Here is a 24,284-nt window from a genome sequence, read left to right on the forward strand (position 1 = left end):
TGATCGCATCAATCCCTATCGGCACAAGGGTGACTCAGCGCAAACCGCCGCGAATATGGCGCAATACACTGGTGTACCGCGTGAAGCCTTGGCCTGGTCGCGCGCAAAGATTTCTCTCCTTAGCTATACTGGACTGACTGTAGCGTTCGCATAAGAACATGACCTCACTCGCCGATCTTCGAAACAACTATTCGCTCGGTTCTTTGGACGTTGCTGATGTCGACCGCAACCCGTTTCGTCAATTCGATACGTGGTTTGAACAGGCGGTCAAGGCCCAACTCCCCGAGCCGAATACCATGACGCTCGCCACGGTGGACTCGCGCGGCCGGCCGTCAGCGCGCATTGTGCTGATCAAAGGCGTCGACGAGCGCGGCTTCGTGTTCTTCACCAATTACGAAAGCCGCAAGGGCTGCGAACTGGCCGCGAATCCTTATGCGAGCCTGCTGTTTTACTGGATCGAACTCGAACGCCAGGTGCGTATCGAGGGCAGCATTATCAAAACCAGTGCGGAAGAAAGCGACCAGTACTTCGCGTCGCGCCCACTCGGTTCACGCATCGGTGCATGGGCATCCAATCAGAGTCAGGTAATTGAAAGCCGCTCGCAACTCGAAACACGCGAGCGCGAAATCTCCCTGCTCTACGGCGACCAGCCGCCGCGTCCACCGCATTGGGGCGGCTATCGTTTGGTACCCGAAGCAATCGAATTCTGGCAGGGTCGACCGTCGCGTCTGCACGACCGTCTGCTCTACACGCGCTCAAGCGAACACAGCGACTGGCATATCTCCCGTCTGTCGCCTTGAATCGAATATAACGCCGTTGCGAGCGCTGCCAACGTAGCAGCGTACGCCGGCCGGATGGCATCTCGCGGCACGGGAGTTGCGCCGCACTGGGCTGCGATCCACACAAGCTTTGCTTTAATTCAACGGACACGGAGAGATCACATGTTCTGGGAGAAGAAGCTGGCGCAGTGGGTGGAAGACGTAAAAACCAAAGCTAACGTGCCCGCACGCCTCGTGCTGTGGGACGGTCAGCAGCATGATTTCGGGCAGTTCGCGGCGCCCCAGGTCACCCTTCATGTCAAAAGCGCCACGGCGCTGCCCTATCTGCTCGAACCGAGCCTCGACAATCTCGGCGAGGCGTACGTGAAGGGCAAGATCGACATTGAAGGCAAGCTGTCGGACATCATCAATATCAGCTACCAGCTGGCGCGCAATACCGTGAATAGTGCGAGCAAGCTGGCGCGCGTGCGGCGCTATTTTCATCACTCGAAAGCGTCGGACAAGAAGGCGATCCAGTACCACTACGACGTCTCGAACGAGTTCTACAAGCTGTGGCTCGACGAGAACATGGTGTACTCGTGTGCGTACTTCGAGAATGGCGACGAAGATCTCGCCACCGCGCAGATCAAGAAGATCGACCACATCCTCACCAAGATCCAGTTGCAGCCCGGACAGCGTCTGCTCGATATCGGCTGCGGCTGGGGCGCGCTCGTGCTGCGCGCGGCGCAGAAGTTCGGCGCGAAGTGCGTGGGCGTGACGCTCTCGCAGAATCAGTTCGATCTCGCCACCGCGCGCGTGAAAGCCGCGGGTCTGGAAAGCCAGATCGAAATTCGTCTGCAGGATTATCGCGACATCGAAGGACAGTTCGACCGGATTACCAGCGTCGGCATGTTCGAGCACGTGGGTCGCAAGAATCTGCCGGGCTACTTCGAGAAAATTCACGATCTGCTGGTCGACGACGGCGTCGCGATGAACCACGGCATTACGTCGAGCGATTCCGACAGCGGCGAGACCGCGCTGGGCGGCGGCGAGTTTATCGATCGTTATGTGTTCCCGGACGGCGAGCTGCCGCACATCAGCCTCGCGCTCGAGGCGATGCAGCGCGGCGGGCTCGAAGCGGTTGACGTCGAAAGCCTGCGCCGTCACTATGCGCACACGCTGGATTTGTGGGCGGAAGCTTTCGAAGCGCATGCGGACGAAGCCCGCAAGCTCGTCGACGACGAAAAATTCCGCATCTGGCGCGTGTACCTCGCCGGTTGCGCATACGCATTCGAAACCGACGACGTCTCGATCTACCAGGTGGTGTGCCGCAAAGCCGGCCGCAGCGCGAAAACCTTGCCGTGGTCGCGCCGCTATATGTACGACAAAGCGCTGTGATGCGGTTGCGCCGCGGCGTCGTGCAGTAGCGGCCCGACGCGGCGCAACCTTTGAACAGCAGGTCGACGATCAATGGGTCAAAGCGGGACGAGTGCAGTTGAGCAGCCGGTGACTGGCGCGGCAGACGCCGACGGCGAAGCGGTGCAGTTCGATCTGTTCGGGATGCCGGTGGAGCGGGCGGCGGTGCCGACGACCGTGGAACAGGCGCCGGCGGCGACCGTCGAGGTCGACGGGCGTGCGAAACGTCAGCCACGCGCCAAAGCCGCCAGCGCGACTTCACTTTGGCAAGAAGACCAGACGTCTGCCGAAGAAGCCGCGCAGTCCACCTCGCCAGAGGGTGACTCCGCTGCCGCCACTGCCCCAGCCGCAACGCCCAGAAAACGCCGCGCCCGCGACGTCGTCGCCGCCCCGCCCTCGCCCGAACTTATCGCGCTCGCCGCCGATCTTCCGCCTGAGATCCACCTCGGCACCTCCACCTGGTCGTTCCCAGGCTGGAACGGCATCGTCTATGGCGACGAATACAGCAACAGCAAACTCTCGCGCGAAGGCCTCACCGCCTACGGCGCGCATCCGCTGCTGAAGACGGTCAGCATCGACCGTTCGTTCTATCAGGCGCTCACGGTCACCGAGTATTTGCGCTACGCGCAGCAAGTCCCTGAGCACTTCCGCTTCATCGTCAAAGCGCCGATGACGATCACCGACGCCACCGTGCGCGCCGAGCGCGGCGAGCCGGTCTCGCTGAACCCGTGTTTTCTGAACGCGCAAATGGCGATCGACGACTTCGTCACGCCGTGCATCGAAGGACTCGGCGCGAAGGCCGGTGCGCTGGTGTTCCAGCTTTCGCCGTTGCCGGATCAGATGCTGGCGCAGCCGGCGGTGTTCATCGAACGTCTGGCTGAGTTTTTGACAGCGTTGCCCCGGCTGCCCGACGGCACCTGCTACGCGATCGAAATCCGCGACGCGAGCCTGCTGACGCCGCGCTTCATTCGCACGCTAAAGACGGCGGGCGTGCGCTATTGCGTGGGGATTCATGCGCGCATGCCGGATCCGTTGCGGCAGGCGGCAGCGCTCGCGCTGCTGGACGGCGAACCGGCCGGGCCGCTGATCGTGCGCTGGAGTCTGCATGGCGGCTTCAAATACGAACAGGCGAAAGCCAAGTACGAGCCGTTCAACCAGTTGGTCGATCAGGATCCGGCGACACGTGCGTCGCTCGCTGAATTGGCCGCGCGTTACGCGCTGGCCGGCCAGCCGGTGGTGATCGCGATCAACAATAAGGCGGAGGGGTCCGCGCCGCTAAGTTGCGTGGAGCTGGCGCGGGAGATTATCGAAGCGTACGCGCGGCAAGCTCACGAGCACGAGCACGACCTTGAGCACGAGCGCGACGCCGGGCAGGAACACGAAGCTGAGCGCGACGACCCGACGCCGCAGCAAGGTGAACCGTAACGCGGTGCGCCGCAACGCGACAGGCGGTCACGCGATAAGCCGAGGCCGATAAAAAAAGCGGCCATCGCTGGCCGCTCTCCCTCACCCTGCCTTGATTCGATGCGCGAATTTCTGCCGAAACTTCGCGACCTTCGGCGCCACCACGAACGAGCAGTAGCCCTGATTCGGATGCTGCGCGAAATAGTTCTGATGATAGGCCTCGGCCGGCCAGTAATTGCCGTCCAGCGGCAGCACCTGCGTGACGATCTGGTCGTCGAAAATCCGCTGCTCGCCGATCTCGCGAAGCGCCTGCAACGCTGTCTCACGCTGCGCTTCCGAGTGCGTGAAAATCACCGACCGGTATTGCGTGCCGACATCGTTACCCTGCCGGTTCAACTGCGTCGGATCGTGGATCGCGAAGAAAATATCCAGAATTTCGCGATAGCCGATCTTCGTGGGATCGAAGTCGACGTTCACGACTTCAGCGTGGCCGGTCACGCCGTCGCAGACCTGTTCATAAGTCGGCTGCGGGGTCTGGCCGCCCGCATAGCCCGACTCCACCGAATTCACACCGTCGACGCCCAGATACACCGCTTCGAGACACCAGAAACACCCGCCACCGAGAGTGGCGACTTCGCTCGTCTGATTCATGCTGCACGCTCCTGGAAACGCATAAACGGCCGATGCCGGTTCCGCTTTACCGCAACGCTCATGCCACCACCGGGACCTTCCAGCTTGGTGGGCTTACCCACATGCCGGCTGGGGTCGCGGCCAATTCGCCGCGATTGCAGTTAAAATTGGGACAAATCGACGATTTTCACTATGACTTTCGAATCATTTGTTTTCGGCCACGCATGCGACGGGTTCAGTCTGGAGCGGATCCCGTCCGCACGAGGGGCATCCTGCCGATGAAGCACGCCAGTCCGCCCAACTTCGACCAGAGCGCCTTCAAACAGGCGCTCGGCCAATTCGCTACCGGCGTCACCGTCATTACAACGCGTGCGGCGTCCGGCCAATTGATCGGCATCACGGCCAGTTCGTTTAATTCGGTTTCGCTCGACCCGCCGCTAGTGCTGTGGAGTCTGGCCACGCGCTCGGCCTCGATGCCGGTGTTCCGGACCAATAGCCACTATGTGGTGAACGTGCTGGCCGCGTCGCAGCTCGATCTGTGCAAACGCTTCGCGACCGTGAAGGGCGACCGCTTCGAAGGTGTGTCGCACGCGGCGGGCGACTCCGGCATGCCGGTGCTCGACGGTGCGCTGGCATGGTTCGAATGCCACAACCGTAGCCGCTACGAGGAAGGCGACCACGTGATCTTCGTCGGCGAAGTGGAGCGCTGCGGCCTGCATGAAAATGCCGCGGAAATCTCGCCGCTGGTGTTTCAGAGCGGCCAGTTTCACGGGCTTAAGTCGATCTGAACCGCGCCACCCACTTGCCGGCGGCGCATTCAATCGATCAGCGGTCGTTATGCGCGGTGCCGTGACTGCTGGTTTTGGTCACCAGCGCCACCGGTACGCCGGAATCTTCCTTCAACGTCTGCAGCACGATATTCGAACGAATATCCATCACGCCAGGCGCCTTGTAGAGACGCTGCAGCACGAAATCCGAATAGTGTTTGAGGTTGTGCGCGAGAACCCGCAACAGGTAATGGGTCTCGCCAGTCACCACGAACGCGCCGACCACTTCCGGCCAGTCCCGCACCGCTTCGGCAAAGCGCTCGTGCCAGTTCTCCTGGTCGTTGCGCATGGACACCTGCACGAACGCTTCCAGTTCGAAACCCAGTACTTCGCGGTTCAGACACGCACGGTAATGCTCGATGACGCCCTGCTCCTCCAGGAGGCGCAGACGTCGTAGACAGGCCGATGGCGAGAGCGAGATGCGCTCCGCCAGGTCGAGATTGCTGATCCGTCCTTCTTGCTGAAGCACCGTCAAGATACGGCAATCGGTGGCGTCGAGCGAGATCGCGTTCATATTCGGTCTCCCTTTCCCATTTATGCCAAATTATGTTCCAAGACACGACGCAGAAGGAGATTTTTTCGCAATCACATTTCGCGGCAGGCCACCTATCATTTCGAGATAGACACAATCCGCCGATGGAGACATGCAAACAATCTGGGACATCACCCCCGCCGTCGATACCGCGACGCCCGTCTGGCCTGGCGATACGCCCGTCGGCATAGAGCGCGTGTGGCGCATGGAGGCGGGCTCGCCCGTCAACGTCGCGCGTCTGACGCTGTCGCCGCACACCGGCGCGCACACCGACGCACCGTTGCACTATGACGCGCAAGGCGCGGCCATCGGCGAAGTGGCGCTCGACGCCTATCTCGGCCGATGCCGCGTGATTCATTGCATCGGTGCCGCGCCTGTTGTGACGCCACAACACCTGACCGGCTCGCTCGACGACCTGCCGCCGCGAGTCTTACTACGTACTTACGAAAACGCGCCGACCGCCGCGTGGGACAGCGCGTTTTGCGCGGTCGCGCCGGAGACGATCGATCTGCTCGCCGCGCGCGGGGTGCAACTTATCGGCATCGATACGCCGTCGCTCGATCCGCAAGAATCGAAGACGATGGATGCGCACCACCGAATCCGCGCGCACCGCATGGCGATTCTCGAAGGCATCGTGCTGGACGCTGTCGCGCCCGGCGACTATGAGTTGATCGCACTGCCGCTCAAGCTGACCACGCTGGACGCGAGTCCGGTGCGCGCGATCTTGCGTGCGCTGCCGACACCGGCCGACTCTGACGCCGACGCCCGCTGAACGCTGAACGCCGCCGAATCGCCCACCCTCCCAATCCCGCTCCCGATCCGACTGACGGAACCACCATGAACCACCGTGAAGAAGCCCTGGCGCTCGACAGCGCCGACCCGCTCGCCTTACTGCGCGATCAGTTCGCGCTGTCGCCGACCACTATCTATCTCGACGGCAATTCGCTCGGCGTGCCGCCGGCCGCCGCCGCGCAACGCGCACAGACCGTGATTGCCGCCGAATGGGGCGAAGGCCTGATCCGCAGCTGGAACAGCGCGGGCTGGTTCGCGCTGCCGCGCCGCCTCGGCAACAAGCTCGCGCCGCTGATCGGCGCGGCGGACGACGAAGTGGTCGTCACCGATACGATTTCGATCAACCTGTTCAAGCTGCTCTCCGCGGCGGTGCGCGTGGCGAATGCACGCGACCCGAAGCGTCGTGTGATCGTGTCCGAGCGCTCGAATTTCCCGACCGATCTGTACATTGCGCAAGGTTTGATCGAACAGCTCGACCGTGGTTATGAACTGCGCCTCGTCGACGATCCGTCCGAACTGCCGGCCGCGATCGGCGACGACACCGCCATCGCGATGATCACGCACGTGAACTACCGCACCGGCTATATGCACGACATGGCCGCGCTGACCAGGCTGATTCACGACAAGGGCGCGCTCGCGTTGTGGGATCTCGCGCATTCGGCGGGCGCCGTGCCGGTCGATCTGAATGGCGTCGGCGCCGATTATGCGGTGGGTTGCACGTACAAGTATCTGAATGGCGGCCCCGGTTCCCCGGCATTCGCCTGGGTGCCCAAGCGTCATCAAAACGAATTCACGCAGCCGCTGTCCGGCTGGTGGGGGCATCGCGCGCCGTTCGAGATGGATCCGGCGTATCAGCCGGATGACGGCATCGGCCGCTTTTTGTGCGGCACGCAGCCGATGGTGTCGATGTCGCTGGTCGAGTGCGGGCTCGATGTTTTTTTGCAGACCGATATGCAGGCGATTCGTCGCAAGTCGCTGGCGTTGACCGATCTGTTCATCGAACTGGTTGAAGCGCGCTGCGGCGAGTTTCCGTTGACGCTCGTCACGCCGCGCGAGCATGCGCAGCGCGGTTCGCATGCGAGCTTCGAGCATCCGCATGGTTATGAAGTCATGCAGGCGTTGATCGCGCGCGGGGTGATTGGCGATTATCGCGAGCCGCGTGTGTTGCGGTTTGGTTTTACGCCTTTGTACACGCGCTTCGTGGATGTGTGGGACGCCGTGGAGACGCTGCGCGACGTGCTCGTGCATGAGACCTGGCGGGCGCCTGAATTTGCCGCTCGCGGCGCGGTGACCTGAGGAGCGGGCGATGAACGATCATATGGAAACACCGGGGTTGCCGGAAGATAAGCCTGTGCAGGGGTGTCCGTTTGGGCATGGGGCGGTTTCCGCGGCTCCTGCGGCTTCTTCAGGCGATGGCTGGCACGACGCGCAACTCGATTTTTCGGAATCGATGAGTTACGGCGACTATCTGTCGCTCGGGTCGGTGCTCGATGCGCAGCATCCGCTGTCGCCGGATCACAATGAGATGCTGTTCATCATCCAGCATCAGACGAGTGAGCTGTGGATGAAGCTCGCCCTGTATGAGCTGCGTGCGGCGCTGCAGGCCGTGCATCGCGATGAATTGCCGCCGGCGTTCAAGATGCTCGCTCGCGTGTCGCGAATCATGGAGCAGCTCGTCCAGGCGTGGAGTGTTCTTGCCACCATGACGCCGTCCGAATACACCGCCATGCGGCCGTTTCTCGGGAGTTCTTCCGGGTTTCAGTCTTATCAGTATCGGCAGATTGAGTTTCTGCTCGGCAATAAGAATCAGCAGATGCTGAAGCCGCATGCGCATCGGGCAGAGGTCTTTGCCGAGGTTAAAGCTTCGCTCGAGGCGCCTTCTTTCTACGATGAGGTTGTTCGGTTACTGGCGCGGCGCGGGTTTCCTATCGCGGCCTCCCGGTTGGAGCGGGACTGGACTCAGCCTACTGTTCACGATGCGTCGGTCGAAGCCGCCTGGCTTGAGGTTTATCGAAATCCTTCACAGCATTGGGAGCTTTATGAAATGGCTGAGGAACTTGTCGATCTCGAAGATGCGTTCAGGCAGTGGCGGTTTCGACATGTGACTACCGTTGAACGGATTATTGGGTTTAAGCAAGGCACCGGCGGGACCAGTGGGGCGACCTATCTGCGGAAGATGCTCGATGTGGTTTTGTTTCCTGAGCTTTGGCATGTCCGGACCATGCTCTAGGGCCCGCTCGGCGCGTTGGTGTGGGCCTTTCCTTGGGTTGTTAGTGGTCTATTGGCGTTGCCACGCGAGGCGGCACCGCTAATCCCTAATTGGTGCTTCCGCGCTCAATGCCTGGAATGGGCTCACTACTGAACTGCCGTTTGCGTCCGTGAAGTGCGTATCGATCACCTGGTAAAAGCCCATTTGCGTGTCGGCGACTTCCCAGACCGCGAGAATGACCTGATAGCCGACGCGATTGGGTAGTCGGCATTGGTGAATCGTCGGTTTCGTTGGTTTGAGATCAGCCTTCCAATAGGGTTGGCCGTCGTTCTGGATCGTGCAGAACGGTTTCTCGTCAAACTGCGCTCGCGTTAGCGGTTTTGCAGGATCCCAGCCGGAACGCGTGATGAAGTAGTTCCACCGCCGCGTCCCGTGGAGCGCAGCATATTCCCACTTGAAAATCTGAGTCGAATTGGCACGCAACGCAACCTTCGTCCATCGGTTCGCGGATTGTTCGTTCAATACTGCAATGTGCCCATTTACACTCGATCCGGCAATCTCGCCATCTTTCGGCGGCTGGGCGTTACGTACATCGTCCGGTGCAAAAACATCCGCTAAACCTGCGCGCGTGGCGGGAAAAAATTTACCGTTCTCCATTGCGTTCGCCTGCCATGCGTCGACGTTGCAATCAACGTTCTTTCGCTCCACACAGAGCACAATGCGAGAAGGCGGCTGAGTCACTCGCCCATGAGCATGAACAAGCGTGGTGCCGAATAGCGCAGTCAACGCAACGACCCAATGGCACCGCGTGAATGAGCGATGCATGTTCTCGTCCATTATCTATTCTCCATAGCACCTCTCCCGTATCGCACCGTGTCATTTTCGACGTGCGATGGGGAGAGCGGTTGATTACCTGGCGGCATCGACAACTGAGCACGAATCCGTGATCTTTATGACGATCCGACGCCGAGGCGAAGTGCGACTTGTGCGCGCCAACGGAGAAGGACAACATATTTGCCTTTCAACACACTTCAACCTCGACGCAGCGTAGTGATTAACGTATGAGTCCGAGCGCTTGAACGATGTACAGGGCACTCCAACTCACTCACACAGGTCATCAACATACACGCGAAATTCGCGGCTGGAGTCTCCCGCGCCGCTATGCCGCGGACATGACGATTAGAAAAAATGACGTCGACAATAAGCGCGGGTCAAGCAATAGCAAGAAGAAGATGGAGAGAACAAGAGCATCAGAATCACGAGCAAGGAGTGCGTGGGAGCGCGGACTCCAGATGAGCCGCTACCACTGCGACGCGATAAACCCGTTCAGCAGGCGCAGAGCCTGAACGACCTTGCGGCGCGCGAAACGCCGCCGGAAGAATGACTGCTGTGTCACGAGCGCGGAGTGTGCGAGAGCACGGATTCCAGATGAGCCACTACCGTAACTGTGCGGCGGCCCCGCTTATGAGCTAGCGGTGTGAGCCGCTTTCTTTTGCCTACTTTTCTTTGCGGCCGGCAAAGAAAAGTAGGTGCCGCCCCGCACAGGGGCAACCCCAATAGACCACCAACAACACAAGGAAAGGCCAACACCCCAACACGAACCACCCAATCGCCGAACAGACCACCCCCCCCAAAACTACCTGGCCGTATACCCCCCATCAACAGCCAGACAAACCCCACTAACCATAGAAGCCGCCTCACTAAGCAAAAACAGCACAGGAGCAGCGACTTCACTGGACTCAGCAAAGCGTCCTAAAGGAATAGCCTTCAAAGCAGGCCCCCGCTTAGCGGGATCACTCCAAGCCTGCACAGCCATAGGCGTCAAAGTAACCGTAGGATTCACACTATTAACCCGAATCCCAAAAGCCCCCAACTCGACACACAAAGAACGAGTAACAGCATCAAGCGCCGCCTTGGAAGCCGAATAACTCAAATGCTCGTCCAAAGCCACCAGCGCAGCTTGACTGGAGACATTGACGATACTGCCCGCGCGCTTGGCGCCTATCATCCCTATCGCCACATGCTTGGCAACGAGCACCGCCCCCCGGGCATTCACCGCCATGACCCGATCGAAGCTAGCCGCGGTGGTATCGACAGCCCGCTCGAGCAGCGCGATCCCGGCACAATTCACCAGCCCGTCGAACACCCCAAGCGATTCGAATGCCTCATCGATAGCCGTCTCATCGCTCACATCGAGCATCAACGGCTCACAACCCGTCTCTTCAGCCAGGCGCGCCAACTCACTCACATTCCGCGCAGCGGCAACGACGTGCGCCCCAGAAGCGCACAAAGCCTCGACGATAGCCCGCCCGATCCCACTAGAAGCGCCCGTAACCAGAACCGACCGCCCCGAAAAATCAAAAGTAGCATTCATGATGTCTGCAACCGATGCATGACCGGCTTCAACGCCGGATACAAGTCCGTATAAATGCCGAACCGTTTTTCATAAAGCGCCATCCGCGCCGCGTCCGGCTGCGCCCGTTCGATCAGCGTCACCCACCCGCCCTGCGCCTCTTCCCGCGACACCAACCCGATGCCCACACCTGCCAGCAACGCCGCGCCCATTGCCGCCTCGACATCCTGCTCGATCGTATAGACCGGATAACCGGTCACATCCGCAATAATCTGCATCCACAAATCCGAATGCGCGGCGCCGCCGACCACGATCAACTTGTCATCCAGCGATAACGCGCCTTGACGTCCCGCTTCGATGTTGTGCTTCAGCGCAAAAGACACGCCCTCCAACACCGCGCGATACAAATGCCCACGCGTATGGAACAGGCTGAGTCCGACGAACGCGCCGCTCGCCTTCGCATCCCACACCGGACTCCGCTCGCCCATCAGATACGGCAGGAACATCACGCCATCCGAGCCGGCCGGCACGTTCGCCGCCGACTCCTCGAGCAACCGATGCGGATCGCCATGCGGCGTTGCGCGCGCCGCTTCGATCTCCGCGTGGCAGAACTGCTCGCGATACCACGTCACCGACGCCCCCGCCGTAATCGCGCCGCCGAACACGTAAATATCGCGCTGCCCATTGAACACATGCGGCATGCCGATCAACCCATGCCGCGCGTCGACGCTCTGATTGATATAACCCCAGCACATGCTGGTGCCTATCATCGCGACATGCTGCCCCGCTCGCGTGACGCCGGCGGCGAACGTCGCCATCGCCGCATCGACACCGCCCGCGACGATCGCCGTGCCCGCGTCGAGTCCGAGCGTGTCGGTCCATTGCGAAAGCAGGCCGCCCACCACATCGGACGACTCGACCAGTCGCTCCGGCATCATGGTCGCGGGAATGCCGAGCATGTCCAGCGCCTCGTCCGACCAGTCGCGCTTCGCTATATCGTAGATACCGCCGATATTGCCCGCCGAGCTATGATCGACCGCCACCTCGCCGGTCAGCATGTAGATCACGTACGCATTCGGCGGCAGGAAGTAACGCGTATGCGCCCACACTTCCGGCTCGTTATCGCGTAGCCACAGCATCTTCGTATAACCGTAATAGCTGTCCACGCCATTGCCGGTAATCGTACGCAGCCGGTCGAGATCGACATTCCCGCGCACCCATTCCACCTGCGCGGTCGCGCGGCGATCCATCCAGATCAGACACGGATAAAGCGGCCGCATTTCGCTATCCACCGGAATGCCGGAGCCGCCGTACAGACTGCTCACGCAGACCGCCTTGATCGACTTCGCCGCCACGCCCGCCTCTTTCGCCTTCGCGACGCACGCAGCAATGCATTCCACCACCGCCTTGAACCACACCGCGGGCCACTGTTCGGCCCACAGCGGCTTAGGCGTATCCGGCTGATAGCTCGACGCGTGCTGCGCGACGATCGCGCCGTGCCGATCGACCAGCAACGCCTTGGTGCTCTGCGTGCCGATATCGACGCCGATGACGTAATCCATACAGTCTCCGTTTTATAGGCCGCTCGTCCCGACGAGGCTCAGGCGCGCGGCTTCATCAACACCTTGATCGAATCGAGCGAATTCGCGACCTTGATCGCCTCGTCCCACTCTTCCAGCGAAAAACCGTGCGTCACGATGCCTTTCGACGTCACCAGCCCGCGCGCCAGCAGATCGATCGCGATCGGATAGCAGTACGGTCCGAGATGCGCGCCACGCACGTCGAGTTCCTTGCGGTCGCCGATCACCGACCAGTCGAGCGTGGTATCCGCGCCGAACACGGAGAACTCGACGAAACGCCCGAGCTTGCGAATCAGGTCCATGCCCTGATTGACGCCGATCGGCGCGCCGGTGGTTTCAATATACACATCGCAACCGTAGCCGTCAGTGAGCGAATGAACGATGGCCAATGCGTCCTGCTGTTTCGGATTGATGGTCACGTCGGCGCCGTAGTCGCGCGCAAGCGCGAGCCGTTCTTCCACCAGATCGATCACCACCAGTTTCTTCGGCGTTTTCAGATGCGCGACTTGCGTCATCATCAGACCCAACGGCCCGGCGCCCGCGATCACGACGACATCGTCGAGTTGCAGTTCGCCGCGATTGACGGTGTGAATCGCACACGCCAACGGTTCGATGATCGCGGCATCTTCGAGCGAAATGCCGTCGGGAATCTTGTGCACGATCGCCGTCGGCGGGATCCGCATGTACTCGGCCATACCGCCGTCCGCGACTTCGCGCTGGAAGCCGAAGATGTTGTGCACCTCGCACATCCAGTACTGACCGGATTTGCAATATCGGCATTTGCCGCACGGCACGATCTGTTCGGCAATCACACGATCGCCCAGCTTCACGCCGAAGTGCTCCGCCGCGCCCTCGCCGATCTCTTCGACAAAGCCGAAGAACTCGTGCCCCGGAATCACCGGCGCTTTCACCCAGGGGCTCGGACCGCCCCAGAACATTTTCGCGCCGGAATGGCATTTGCAATCGCTCGCGCAGATGCCGCAGGCGGCGATGCGAATCACCAGTTCGTGCGCACGCGCCGTGGGTTTCGATACCTGTTCGATGCGATAGTCTTTCGGTGCATGACAGACAATCGCTGTCATGTTCTGCTTGTCGGTTTGAGTCGTCATTGCCGTGGTCCTGCCAGAAATGGGAAGTCAGTGGAGAGTTACTTTCTACGGTCGCGGCTGATATAAATCGCCAGCAAAATGATTCCGCCCTTGATCACGTTCTGCACATACGGATTCACGCCGACCATGTTCAGGCCGTTGTTCAGCACACCGAGCAGCAACGCACCGATCAAGGTGCCGATGATCGAGCCGCGGCCACCGGAGATCGAGGTGCCGCCCATCACCACGGCGGCAATCGCGTCGAGTTCGAAGCCGACGCCCGCGTTCGGCTGGCCGCTCATCAAACGTGCGGTCAGCACGATCGCGGCAAACGCCGAGGTCAGGCCGGCGATCGTGTAGACGATCAGTTTGACGCGCGCCACCCGCACGCCGGACAAACGCGTCGCCTGTTCGTTGCCACCGATCGCGTACACGTAGCGGCCGAACGGCATGCGTTCGAGCAGCACCCACGCGATCGCGTAGATCACCACCATGATCACGACCGGCGCCTGCACGCCGAGAATCTTGCCGCTGCCGAAGAACGCGACCCAGTCGGGCAACCCGTCGATCGGATAGCCGCCGGTGTAGATCAGCGCGAGACCGCGGGCAATGCCCATCGTCGCGAGCGTGACGATGATGGGCGGCATGCCGGCAAACGCGACGAAGAAGCCGTTCGCCGCGCCGAAGCCGAGACCGACGGCAATGCCAATCGCCAACGCGGCCACGGCGTTCATGCCGGCAACCATCAAGCCTGCCGCGAGCGTGCCCGCCAGCGCCATCACCGAACCCACCGAGAGATCGATGCCACCGGTCAGAATCACGCACGTCATCCCCACGGCGATGATGGCGTTGATCGACACCTGGCGCAGCACGTTTTCGATGTTGGCGGCGGAGAGAAAACTGTCGCTCGCGAACACCATCACGATGCAGACCACCAGCAGGCCGATGAACGGATAGAACAAGGTGGAGCGTTTCAACGCGGCCCACGTGAAGCGCACCGGCGCACCCGGCGTGTCGCTGCTGACCGTTGAAGTTTTCGGTGAAGAAGAAGGATTAGGCGTGTTCATGGTTTGCTCCCAGCGAGCCGGCGGTGGCAAATGTCATCACGGCATTGGAGTCGATCGCGTCGCCTTCGAGCATCGCTTCGATGCGACCCTGACGGAACACCGCGACGCGGTCGCACATGCCGACGATCTCCGGCAGTTCGGACGAGATCATGATGATCGAGTAGCCGCGCGCGGTGAGTTCGCGCATCAGCAGATAGATTTCGGCTTTCGCGCCGACGTCGATACCGCGGGTCGGTTCGTCGAAGATCAGGATGTTGGTGTGATGGTTCAGCCAGCGCGCAATCACCACTTTCTGCTGGTTGCCGCCCGACAGCGTCGCGACTTCCGTGTGCATGGTCGGCGCCTTGACGCCCACGCGTTTCATGATGTCGGCCGTGGCGCGCGCTTCGCCGCGCTGGTCGATGAAGAAACGCAGCGAACGATACTTGCCGAGGTTGTTGATCGAGATGTTCTGCTTGATCGAAAAGTCGGTGATCAGACCTTCGGTTTTGCGGCTCTCCGGCAAAATGCCGACGCCGGCGCGCAACGCATCGGCGGGATCGGACAACTTCGCGGCCGCGCCGTTGATGCGAATCTCCTTCACGTACGCCGGATCCGCGCCGATCACGGCAAGCGCGGTTTCCGTGCGACCTGAACCGACTAGTCCCGCGAAACCGAGAATCTCGCCTTCACGCAGCGTGAAACTCAGCACGGGGCTGTCCTTCAGCAGTTGCAGCTTCTGAACCTCCAGCACGATTTTCGCGTCGGCATGCAGGGGCGGCTTCGGCGGAAAGCTGCTTTCAATACGGCGGCCCACCATCATTTCAACGAGGCGGCCCACGTCTGACTCGGCCACTTCCGTCATGCCGACATATTGCCCATCGCGCAGCACCGTGATGCGGTCGCACACCTCGAAGATCTCTTCGAGGTGGTGCGAGATGAAAATCATCGCCACGCCCTGCTGTTTCAGATCGCGCATGATCGCGAACAGATGCTCGGCCTCCGCAGGCGTGAGCGTCGCGGTCGGCTCGTCCAGGATCAGAATGCGCGCTTCCAGCGACAACGCCTTGCCGATTTCGACGAACTGCTGCTGCGCGACCGAAAGCTCCCGAATCGGCACCGACAGATCGATCGCCACACCGAGCCGCTGGAAAATCGCCGCCGCCGCGCGCCGCATCTTGCCGCGTTCGAGCAGGCCCAAACCGTTCTTCAATTCGCGGCCGAGAAACATGTTCTCCACCGCGTTCAGATAGGGAATCAGACTGAATTCCTGAAACACGATGCCGACGCCCGCCGCCACCGCGTCGTGATAGTTCGTGAAATGGCGCGTCTCGCCCGCAATCGTGATCGCGCCTTCATCCGGCTGATAGATGCCGCAGAGAATTTTCATCAGCGTCGATTTGCCGGCGCCGTTTTCGCCGAGCAACGCGTGGATCTCGCCGCGCGCGATCTCGAGATGAATGCCTTGCAGCGCTTTCACGCCGGGAAAGCTTTTGGTGATGTTGTCGAGTTTGAGAATGGTGTCCATCGGGTACTCCTCTGCGGCGCGCCGCCGTGTCGCGTGTCAAACCACGCACGGCGTGGCGCGCCTGTCGTGTTACCAGCTGAAACCCTTGGCATTGCTCTTGTCGATCATCTTCACGTCGACCGGAATTGCTTTCGGCACATTGGCGCCCCACTTCTTCGCGAGTGCAATGCCGAGCGCGATACGCACCTGGTCGGCCGGGAATTGCGCGGACGTTTCAATGAACTTCGAGTTCGGCTTCTGGATCGCGGCGATCGCTTCCGGCGCCCCGTCGACGCTGGTCAGCTTGATGTCCTTACCCGACGATTCGATCGCCGACAGCGCGCCCATCGAACCACCGTCGTTCACGCTGAACACACCCTTCAGATTCGGATGCGCCTGAATCATGTTCTCGGTAACCGACAGCGCGGTTGCACGTTCCTGCTTGCCGTTCTGCGTATCGACAACTTTGATGCCCGGCACCTTGGCGAGCGCCGCCTTGCAACCCCGCACGCGTTCGAGAATCGGCACGACCGGAATGCCGTCGAGAATCGCCACCTCGCCGCTGCCGCCAATCGATTTTGCGAGGTACTCGCAAGCCATTTCACCGGCGTCGTAGTTCTTCGAGCCGACGAACGAATCGACCGGACCATTGGCGTTCGCATCCACCGCGACCACAACCACGCCCGCCTTCTTCGCCGACGTCACCGCCGACTGGATGCCGGTCGAGTCGGTCGGATTGACCAGCAGAATGTCGATCTTCTTCTGCAGCATGTCTTCGACGTCGCTGACCTGCTTGCTGACGTCGTGATGCGCGTCGGTCACGACCACGGTCGCACCGATCGACGCGGCCGCGTCGTTGAGCGCCTTCTGCATGGTCACGAAGTACGGGTTGTTCAATTCCTGAAACGTCATGCCGATTTTCAGCGGCGCGGCTTGCGCGGCCGGCGCGGCGATAAACGACAGGCCGAAGGCGAGCGCCGCCATGGCTGCTGCGTGGCGACTGAAGTGCTTCAACGAGGCCGGCTTCGAAAAGGATTGCGTCATGGTTGTCTCCGTTATTAAAAGTAAGCACGTCCCTCACGCTGTCGTAGGGCAGCGCGATACGTGTTGCAACGCGGGTGAAGTGAAACGCTTCGGCTAAGGAATCGACTCGGCGTCAGCGGGAAACTACGTCGGTGGATAAGCGGCGGCGGCCGGGCGCGGCAGCCCCGGCGCGAGCACGATGGCGGGTGCGTCGTCGATGCCCACGCCGCGCGCGGCGGCCTGTTCGGAGGCGTCGCGGCTCGCGTCGTTGAGTTGCTGATAGCGGCGGAATTTCGAAGGCGCCATGCCCTTCACCGCGAGGAACTGCCGGTTGAAATTCGACAGGTTGTTGAAACCCGCCTTGAAACAGATATCGGTCACGCTGAGTTCGCCGTCGGTCAGCAACTGGCACGCGAGGTTAATCCGCATCCGGTTCACGTATTGCACGAACGGCAGTCCGGTATGACGGCGGAAATAGCGCGAGAACGCACTGACGCTTTGGCCCGCGAGCTGCGCCAGATCCGATTCGCGCAGATCGTTCGCGAGATTCTTGCCGATATACGACAGCACGTGATTGATGCGGGTCGACGCGAAACTGGTTGGGTCGGCCTGATACGCAGGGCTCGCGAGCGCTTCGCGGTCTTCGGCGTTCATCAGGATTTCGAGCATCGACATGAACAGGACAAGACGGCGTAATCCCCGCGCGTTCAGCAGTTCGAGAAACAGCGGCTTGATCGCGGCGCTGGTCGCGGCACCAAACAACACGCCACGGCGCGAGTCGGCGAGCAACGCCTCGACCTGACGCCACTCCGGAAAACTGTCGACACAGCTCGACACGAACTCCTGACCGAATTGCACGACCAGATTGCGCTGCGCGATGGTCTCGCCTTCCGGCACGTCGCTCACCCAGTTGTGCGGCAGGTTCGGCCCCATCAGCACGAGATTGCCGGGCGTATAGCTGCTGATGTGATCGCCGACGAACATCTTGCCGGTCGTCGCGACGATCAGGTGAATCTCGTACTCCGGGTGGAAATGCCAGCGCACCGTGCGATACGGATAGCCATGCGACCACACTTTGAACGATTCGTCGCGGCGCACGGCCACGAGTTCGAGATCGGGTTGCACTGTCTGCCTCCATGAAGCGGCTCGCCGGGGGCGTCGCCACACTTCGTCTTGTTGTCTTCTATAGCGAAAAGTAGCCCTCAAACGCGCCCGCCACCACTAAAAATGAAACCGCGAACCGATACTTTTTTGCATTCGGGTTAATCCTGGACCGGAAAAGGTCAAATTTGATGCAATGCAATACACGCACATACGCACGGCAAAGCACGTCCCCATTGCAACCGTAGCGCGTGGAAGTCGCCCGCAAGTCCCGCCACGCCGCGCTGCGCCACGAAAACCCGGCGGCCTCGCCTTGACATTCGTTTCGCCGGGTACGATCATTCGCTCACGTACAGAGCAAATGCTCCACCATACAAGAAACGCCGGCTTCGAGCCGTGCGAGCCAGGACATTCAGGAGACGTACATGAACAGCGGGCAAGGCAGCGGCGCGGCCGCACACGTGATCCTGCACATCGGCGCGGGATCGTTTCATCGCGCGCATCAGGCGTGGTATCTGCACCGGTTGAACGAGGCGAAGGTGCCCGGCGAGCCGCACTGGTCGCTGACCGTCGGCAATATTCGCAGCGACATGAACGCGGTGCTCGACGCGCTCGCCGCGCAGAACGGCGTGTACACGCTCGAAACCGTCACGCCGCAAGGCGAACGCGCCTACGAGACGATCCGCTCGATCGAACGCGTATTGCCCTGGACCGAGAACCTCGACGGCTTGATCGAAGCGGGCGCCGATCCGGACTGCAAGATCATCGCCTTCACGGTGACCGAAGGCGGCTATTACCTCGACGAAGACGACGAACTCGATACGGCGAATGCCGATCTCGCAGCCGACCTCGACGGTGGCCACACCACGATCTACGGCGCGCTCGCGGCGATTCTCGACGCCCGCATGAAACGCGGCGCGGGCCCGGTCACGCTGCAAACCTGCGATAACCTGCGCAGCAACGGCGAGCGCTTTCACGCAGGCATGAGCGAGTTTCTCGAAAGACGCGGCGCGAACGAACTTGCGCAATGGTTCGACGACAACACCGCGTGCCCGAGTTCGATGGTCGACCGCATCACGCCGCGTCCCACGCCGGACGTGCGCGAACGCGTGAAGGCCGCAACCGGCGTCGACGACGCCTGCCCGGTGATGGGTGAAGCGTTCATTCAATGGGTGATCGAAGACCGCTTCATTGCCGGCCGCCCCGCGTGGGAAAAGGTCGGTGCGGAACTGGTCGATTCGGTCATGCCGTACGAGGAAGCGAAGATCCGCATTCTGAACGCGCCGCATAGCTGCATTGCGTGGGCGGGCACGCTGGTCGGGCTGAACTACATTCACGAAGGCACGCTCGACGCCGACATCAACAAGTTCGCCTTCGACTACGTGACCGAAGACGTGATTCCGTGTCTCACGCCGAGTCCACTCGATCTCGAGCGGTATCGCGACGTGGTGCTCGAGCGCTTCAGCAATCCGTATATCCAGGACACCAATCAGCGCGTCGCGGCCGACGGTTTTTCGAAGCTGCCCGGCTTTATCGCGCCGACACTCGCCGAGTGTTTCGAGCGTGGCGTGACCCCGGCGGCCACGGCGATGCTGCCCGCGCTGTTTTTCCGCTTTCTGCAGCGCTGGCAGACGGGCGAATTGCCCTACGCGTACCAGGACGGCGTGATGGACGACAAGGTCGCGCGCGGCTTCTTCAGCGCGCCCGATCCGCTGAAGGCGTTCGCCGCCGACCGGCTGCTGTGGGGCAGCATGGCCCAAACGCCGGAACTGGAGTCGGCGCTGGAAGGCGCACTCGCGCGCGTCGACGTGTGGCTCGCCAAACGCGGCGCGGTCTGAAACAGCGCGCTCCGAACGCGGCACCCGCGGCAACCCCCAGCAACGCCGCCACGCGGCGCGCCGCTGCCAGGCTTAATGCGCATGGCAGCGCGCGCGGTGTGCGGCTAAAGTAGCGCATCTCCAACGACGAAGGTTCCGCGCCCATGTATCTCGGCATCGACCTCGGCACGTCCGAAGTAAAAGTCCTGCTGCTCGCCTCCAACGGGCGCGTGATCGGCACCGCAGGCTCCCCCTTTACCGTTTCGCGTCCGCATCAGCGCTGGGCCGAACAGAATCCCGAAGACTGGTGGGCCGGCACGCGCACGGCGCTCGCCGCGTTGCGCGCCAGACACCCGGACGAGTTCGCGCAGATTCGCGGCATCGGCCTGTCGGGACAGATGCACGGCGCCGTGCTGCTGGATGCGGAAAACCGCGTGCTGCGTCCGGCGATTCTGTGGAACGACATGCGCAGCGACAAGGAATGCGCGGAACTGACCGAGCGCGCGCCCGACCTGCACAGCGTGGCCGGCAATCTGGCCATGCCGGGTTTCACCGCGCCGAAGCTGTTGTGGGTTGCGCGTCACGAGCCGGAAATTTTCGCGCGGACCGCCTGCGTGCTGCTGCCGAAGGATTACTTGCGTCTGCAACTGACCGGCGGCAAGGTCTCCGATCCGTCGGACGCGGCCGGCACGCTCTGGCTCGACGTCGCCCAACGCGACTGGTCCGATTCATTGCTGGCGGCCTGCAACATGACGCGCGCGCAAATGCCGAGCCTCTGCGAAGGCAGCGCGCCGTCCGGCACCTTGCTGCCCGAAGTGGCGCGCGAATTCGGTTTGAGCGACGGCGTGATCGTCGCGGCCGGCGGCGGCGACAACGCCACCAGTGCGATCGGCATCGGCGCGACGCAACCGGGCGACGGTTTCGTGTCGCTCGGCACCTCGGGCGTGCTGTGCGTGGTCGGCGATAGTTTCCGGCCGAATCCGGCTTCCGCCGTGCATGCGTTCTGTCACGCGATTCCGGATCGCTGGCATCAGATGAGCGTGGTGCTTTCGGCGGCAAGTTGTCTGCGCTGGGTCTGCAAACTGACCTCGACCGACGAACCGACCTTGCTCGCTGAAATCGAGGCGTTGCCGGCCGACGCATTGAACACCGCGCCGCTTTTCCTGCCCTATCTGTCCGGTGAACGCACGCCGCACAACGACCCGTACGCGCAGGGCGTGTTCTTCGGCATGAATCACGCGACCGATCGCGCGCTGCTCGGCTACGCGGTGCTCGAAGGCGTGACGCTCGCGCTCACCGACGGCCTCGACGCATTGCGCGCGGCCGGCACCGAAGCGAAGGCGTTGTCGCTGCTCGGCGGCGGCGCGCGCAGCGATTACTGGGCGCAATTGCTGGCCGACGCGCTCGACACCGCCACCCGCAAGCACGGCGGCGGCGAAACCGGCGCGGCGCTCGGCGCGGCCCGGCTCGGCTGGCTGGCCGCGGGCGGCAATCCAGCCACGGTGCTGACCAAGCCACCCATCGAAAAGGAGTTCACGCCGAATCCGCGCCGCCACGCCGAACTGCGCGCGCGGCTCGAAGCGTATCGCGCGCTGTATCGCCACGTGCGGCCGCTGTTCGATCCGGCGCGCACGCCGCTCGCCTGAGCGACGGACAGCCGCAGCGGTGCTCCGAGGAGACCGGGGTGCCGGCTGCTATCATCGGCGCACTATAAGCGAGCCGTCACCGTGCCCAAGTCCACAGAAAAATTAGATCTTGCTACCCGTGCTGCGTGGCTTTACTACGTCGCCGGCAACACCCAGAACGAGATCGCCGAGAAGCTGCAGGTGTCGCGTCCGGTCGCGCAGCGGCTGGTCGCCTTCGCGGTCGAGAAGAACCTGATTCGCGTGCGTGTCGATCACCAACTGGCCGACTGTCTGTCGCTCGCCGATCAATTGTCCAAGCGCTACGGCCTCACCATGTGCGAAGTCGTGCCGGTGGACAGCGATACGTCCGAGGAAGTCGACCGCAAACTCGCGGTGGCCGGCGCGCAGGTGATGGAGCGTCATCTGAACGAAGAAAAGCCGATGGTGGTCGCGGTCGGCAGCGGCCGGACGCTGAAGGCGTCGGTCGATCAGATCGCGCAGCTGGACCGTCCGCAGCACCGGTTGGTATCGTTGGTCGGGGCGATCGCTCAGGACGGCTCCTCGAACCGCTACGACGTCGCGCTGCACATCTCCGAGAAGACCGGTGGCAAGCATTTTCTGCTGCCCGCGCCGTTGCTCGCCGATTCTGAGGCGGAGCGCTCGCAGTGGTGCAATCACCGGCTGTACCGGATCGTCGAAACGCTGGCGGCGGAGGCGGATGTCACGTTCGTCGGCGTCGGCAATATCGGGCCGACCTGCCCGTTGCATGAGGACGGTTTCATTACGTCGGCGGAAGTGAAGGAGATGATGCAAGGCGGCGCCGTGGCCGAAATGCTCGGTCTGCCGATCGATGCCACGGGCGCCCACGTCGAGTCGCCGACCGGCCGGCGCGTGACCAGCCTCGCGCTCGATTCGCCGCCGCGGCGCCCGACGATCGGCTTCGCGGGCGGCGAGCGCAAGCGGGAAGCGTTGATCGCGGTGCTGAAAGGGGGCTGGTTGTCGGGGTTGGTGACCGACGAGTTGTGCGCGCGAGCGGCGCTTGAGGCTTGAGGCAACCTGGAGCCGGGCGCGCCGCCCGGCCGCCGCGAATTGATCGCGCCGCTTGCTACACCAGCGGCAACCCTTCCGTAATGATGATCCGGTAATCACCGCCCTGCAGACGCGTCTCGCTGACCGCCTGATACGCCGGGCTGCGATACCACGCGAGCGCCTCGTCATAGCCGGCGAATTCGAGAATCAGAATTTCTTCGATCGCCGGCCCTTCCACCACTTCCTTGCGCCCGTGACTCGCCAGCATGGTGACCGGATGCTGCTCGAAGGTTGCGGGCGCAACCTGCTTGTATTCGTCGAGCTTGGCCTGGTCGAGCGTTTTCTCGCGCGTGATGACAACGTAGGCGGCCATGAGCGTTTCCCGGCGTGGTTGAAAGGAAAGCGGCGCACCCGCCGCTTTCGCCAACGTCTCGCGGTCAGGCGGCCAGCACTTCGACGATCTTACGCTGGAATGCTTTCCCCGCGCTGTCGAACAGATGGCAATGCTCCGGCGTCGCGCCCAGCTTCTGCATCTCGCCCTTGGTATGCCGTTCGAGCGGCGGAATCCGCGCGATCAGGCCGTCCGGCGCGACGCTCGATTCCGCGTACAGATACGCTGCGTCGCCGAGCGATTCGATCGCCATCGTGCGGGCGGAAATGCCGTCGTCGCTATTGCCCACGTGCAGATGCTCGGGGCGAATGCCGACCGTCACCTTGTCGCCCTGTTTGACCGCACCCGGTTCCACCGCGACGCGCTGCGTCTCACCGGTTTCGTAGCGCACCGTGACGCCGTCGTGCGTGACCGACTGCACCACGCCTTCCATGAAATTCATTTTCGGCGAACCGATAAATCCGGCGACGAACCGGTTGGCGGGCGCGTGATACAGCATGGTCGGACTGCCGACCTGCTCCAGATTGCCCGCCGACAGCACGACGATCTTGTCGGCCAGCGTCATCGCTTCGACCTGGTCGTGCGTGACGTAGATCATCGTGGTCTTCAACTCGTCGTGCAGACGCGCGAATTCGAGGCGCATTTTCACGCGCAGCGCGGCGTCGAGATTCGACAGCGGTTCGTCGAACAGGAACACTTTCGGCTTGCGCGTGATCGCGCGGCCGATCGCCACGCGCTGACGCTGGCCGCCGGACAACTGCTTCGGCTTGCGATCGAGCAGGTGGTCGATGTGCAGAATCTTCGCGGCGTTGCGCACGGCCGCGTCGATTTCCGGCTTCTTGGTGCCGGCGAGTTTCAGGCCGAACGCCATGTTGTCGTACAGCGTCATGTGCGGATACAGCGCGTACGACTGGAACACCATCGCGATACCGCGCTTGGCGGGCGCCACGTCGTTCACGCGCACGCCGTCGATGGTCAGGTCGCCGCCGCTGATATCTTCGAGGCCGGCGATCATGCGCATCAGCGTCGATTTACCGCAACCGCTCGGGCCCACGAACACGACGAACTCGCCGTCCGCGATGTCGAGATTGATGTCGCGCATCACCTCGTTGTCGTCGTAGGCCTTTCTGATGTTGCGCAGAGTTACGCTTGCCAT

General features: G+C 62.1%; 22 protein-coding genes. 10 read left to right on the top strand and 12 right to left on the bottom strand.

What is annotated here, in order from left to right:
• Positions 1-158: 158 nt before the first annotated feature.
• The 3 genes from pdxH (at position 159) to B0G83_RS20680 (ending at position 3,599) form a co-directional block, all read left to right on the top strand.
• Entirely contained in the window at positions 159-800 is a 642-nt protein-coding gene (pdxH, locus tag B0G83_RS20670; RefSeq protein ID WP_105509281.1) for a pyridoxamine 5'-phosphate oxidase, read from the top strand.
• 141 nt (positions 801-941) lie between these two features.
• Positions 942-2,156 carry a cyclopropane-fatty-acyl-phospholipid synthase family protein gene (locus B0G83_RS20675; RefSeq protein WP_105509282.1) on the top strand — a complete coding sequence of 405 codons (1,215 nt, stop codon included), beginning with the start codon at positions 942-944 and terminating at the stop codon, positions 2,154-2,156.
• 72 nt (positions 2,157-2,228) lie between these two features.
• Positions 2,229-3,599, top strand: a complete 1,371-nt coding sequence (locus tag B0G83_RS20680; protein ID WP_105509283.1) for a DUF72 domain-containing protein — start codon at positions 2,229-2,231, stop codon at positions 3,597-3,599.
• Positions 3,600-3,680: 81 nt separating this feature from the next.
• Here B0G83_RS20680 and msrA read toward each other — a convergent pair whose 3' ends face one another.
• On the bottom strand, positions 3,681-4,229 hold the full coding sequence (gene msrA / locus B0G83_RS20685) for a peptide-methionine (S)-S-oxide reductase MsrA (protein WP_105509284.1): 549 nt from the start codon (positions 4,227-4,229) through the stop codon (positions 3,681-3,683).
• Positions 4,230-4,486: 257 nt separating this feature from the next.
• On the opposite strand from msrA, the gene B0G83_RS20690 reads away from it, so the two are divergent.
• Positions 4,487-4,996: a flavin reductase family protein gene (locus B0G83_RS20690; protein ID WP_105509285.1), complete on the top strand. Its 510-nt coding sequence runs from the start codon at positions 4,487-4,489 to the stop codon at positions 4,994-4,996.
• Positions 4,997-5,033: 37 nt separating this feature from the next.
• Here the strand turns inward: B0G83_RS20690 and B0G83_RS20695 are convergent, their stop codons facing one another.
• Positions 5,034-5,549: an Lrp/AsnC family transcriptional regulator gene (locus B0G83_RS20695; protein ID WP_105509286.1), complete on the bottom strand. Its 516-nt coding sequence runs from the start codon at positions 5,547-5,549 to the stop codon at positions 5,034-5,036.
• A gap of 130 nt (positions 5,550-5,679) precedes the next feature.
• On the opposite strand from B0G83_RS20695, the gene kynB reads away from it, so the two are divergent.
• The 3 genes from kynB to kynA all read left to right on the top strand — a co-directional run bounded on the left by kynB (position 5,680) and on the right by kynA (position 8,589).
• On the top strand, positions 5,680-6,339 hold the full coding sequence (kynB, locus tag B0G83_RS20700) for an arylformamidase (RefSeq protein ID WP_105509287.1): 660 nt from the start codon (positions 5,680-5,682) through the stop codon (positions 6,337-6,339).
• Positions 6,340-6,404: 65 nt separating this feature from the next.
• Entirely contained in the window at positions 6,405-7,655 is a 1,251-nt protein-coding gene (gene kynU / locus B0G83_RS20705; protein WP_105509288.1) for a kynureninase, read from the top strand.
• 10 nt (positions 7,656-7,665) lie between these two features.
• Positions 7,666-8,589 (top strand): tryptophan 2,3-dioxygenase, encoded by a 924-nt coding sequence (gene kynA, locus B0G83_RS20710; RefSeq protein ID WP_105509289.1) that lies wholly within the window; start codon positions 7,666-7,668, stop codon positions 8,587-8,589.
• A gap of 78 nt (positions 8,590-8,667) precedes the next feature.
• On the opposite strand, the gene B0G83_RS20715 is transcribed toward kynA, so the two are convergent.
• The 8 genes from B0G83_RS20715 to B0G83_RS20750 all read right to left on the bottom strand — a co-directional run bounded on the left by B0G83_RS20715 (position 8,668) and on the right by B0G83_RS20750 (position 18,290).
• Positions 8,668-9,405, bottom strand: coding sequence for a lytic polysaccharide monooxygenase (locus B0G83_RS20715; protein WP_258168030.1), 738 nt, complete (start codon positions 9,403-9,405; stop codon positions 8,668-8,670).
• Between the two features lie 799 nt (positions 9,406-10,204).
• Positions 10,205-10,942, bottom strand: a complete 738-nt coding sequence (locus tag B0G83_RS20720) for an SDR family oxidoreductase (RefSeq protein WP_105509290.1) — start codon at positions 10,940-10,942, stop codon at positions 10,205-10,207.
• Positions 10,939-12,483 carry an FGGY-family carbohydrate kinase gene (locus B0G83_RS20725; protein ID WP_105509291.1) on the bottom strand — a complete coding sequence of 515 codons (1,545 nt, stop codon included), beginning with the start codon at positions 12,481-12,483 and terminating at the stop codon, positions 10,939-10,941. Before B0G83_RS20725 ends, B0G83_RS20720 begins: the two co-directional genes overlap by 4 nt.
• A 38-nt stretch (positions 12,484-12,521) precedes the next feature.
• The gene (locus tag B0G83_RS20730) at positions 12,522-13,610 is read right to left on the bottom strand and encodes an alcohol dehydrogenase catalytic domain-containing protein (protein WP_105509292.1); all 1,089 of its coding nucleotides are present in this window, start codon (positions 13,608-13,610) and stop codon (positions 12,522-12,524) included.
• Positions 13,611-13,648: 38 nt separating this feature from the next.
• Positions 13,649-14,656, bottom strand: a complete 1,008-nt coding sequence (locus tag B0G83_RS20735) for an ABC transporter permease (protein WP_105509293.1) — start codon at positions 14,654-14,656, stop codon at positions 13,649-13,651.
• Positions 14,643-16,163, bottom strand: a complete 1,521-nt coding sequence (locus tag B0G83_RS20740) for a sugar ABC transporter ATP-binding protein (RefSeq protein WP_105509294.1) — start codon at positions 16,161-16,163, stop codon at positions 14,643-14,645. The genes B0G83_RS20735 and B0G83_RS20740 overlap by 14 nt, the downstream gene beginning before the upstream one ends.
• A 69-nt stretch (positions 16,164-16,232) precedes the next feature.
• Positions 16,233-17,186 (bottom strand): ABC transporter substrate-binding protein, encoded by a 954-nt coding sequence (locus B0G83_RS20745; RefSeq protein ID WP_105509295.1) that lies wholly within the window; start codon positions 17,184-17,186, stop codon positions 16,233-16,235.
• Between the two features lie 123 nt (positions 17,187-17,309).
• Positions 17,310-18,290, bottom strand: a complete 981-nt coding sequence (locus B0G83_RS20750; RefSeq protein WP_105509296.1) for an AraC family transcriptional regulator — start codon at positions 18,288-18,290, stop codon at positions 17,310-17,312.
• 401 nt (positions 18,291-18,691) lie between these two features.
• Between B0G83_RS20750 and dalD the strand changes: the two genes are divergently transcribed.
• From dalD to B0G83_RS20765, 3 genes are all read left to right on the top strand, one after another.
• Positions 18,692-20,104: a D-arabinitol 4-dehydrogenase gene (dalD, locus tag B0G83_RS20755; RefSeq protein WP_105509297.1), complete on the top strand. Its 1,413-nt coding sequence runs from the start codon at positions 18,692-18,694 to the stop codon at positions 20,102-20,104.
• A gap of 143 nt (positions 20,105-20,247) precedes the next feature.
• Positions 20,248-21,729, top strand: coding sequence for a xylulokinase (xylB, locus tag B0G83_RS20760; protein WP_105509298.1), 1,482 nt, complete (start codon positions 20,248-20,250; stop codon positions 21,727-21,729).
• Positions 21,730-21,810: 81 nt separating this feature from the next.
• Positions 21,811-22,758: a sugar-binding transcriptional regulator gene (locus B0G83_RS20765; protein WP_105509299.1), complete on the top strand. Its 948-nt coding sequence runs from the start codon at positions 21,811-21,813 to the stop codon at positions 22,756-22,758.
• Positions 22,759-22,813: 55 nt separating this feature from the next.
• Here B0G83_RS20765 and B0G83_RS20770 read toward each other — a convergent pair whose 3' ends face one another.
• Entirely contained in the window at positions 22,814-23,110 is a 297-nt protein-coding gene (locus B0G83_RS20770; RefSeq protein WP_105509300.1) for a DUF1330 domain-containing protein, read from the bottom strand.
• Between the two features lie 64 nt (positions 23,111-23,174).
• Positions 23,175-24,284: an ABC transporter ATP-binding protein gene (locus tag B0G83_RS20775; protein WP_105509301.1), complete on the bottom strand. Its 1,110-nt coding sequence runs from the start codon at positions 24,282-24,284 to the stop codon at positions 23,175-23,177.

Source organism: Paraburkholderia sp. BL21I4N1 (assembly GCF_002973525.1).
Taxonomy (GTDB): domain Bacteria; phylum Pseudomonadota; class Gammaproteobacteria; order Burkholderiales; family Burkholderiaceae; genus Paraburkholderia.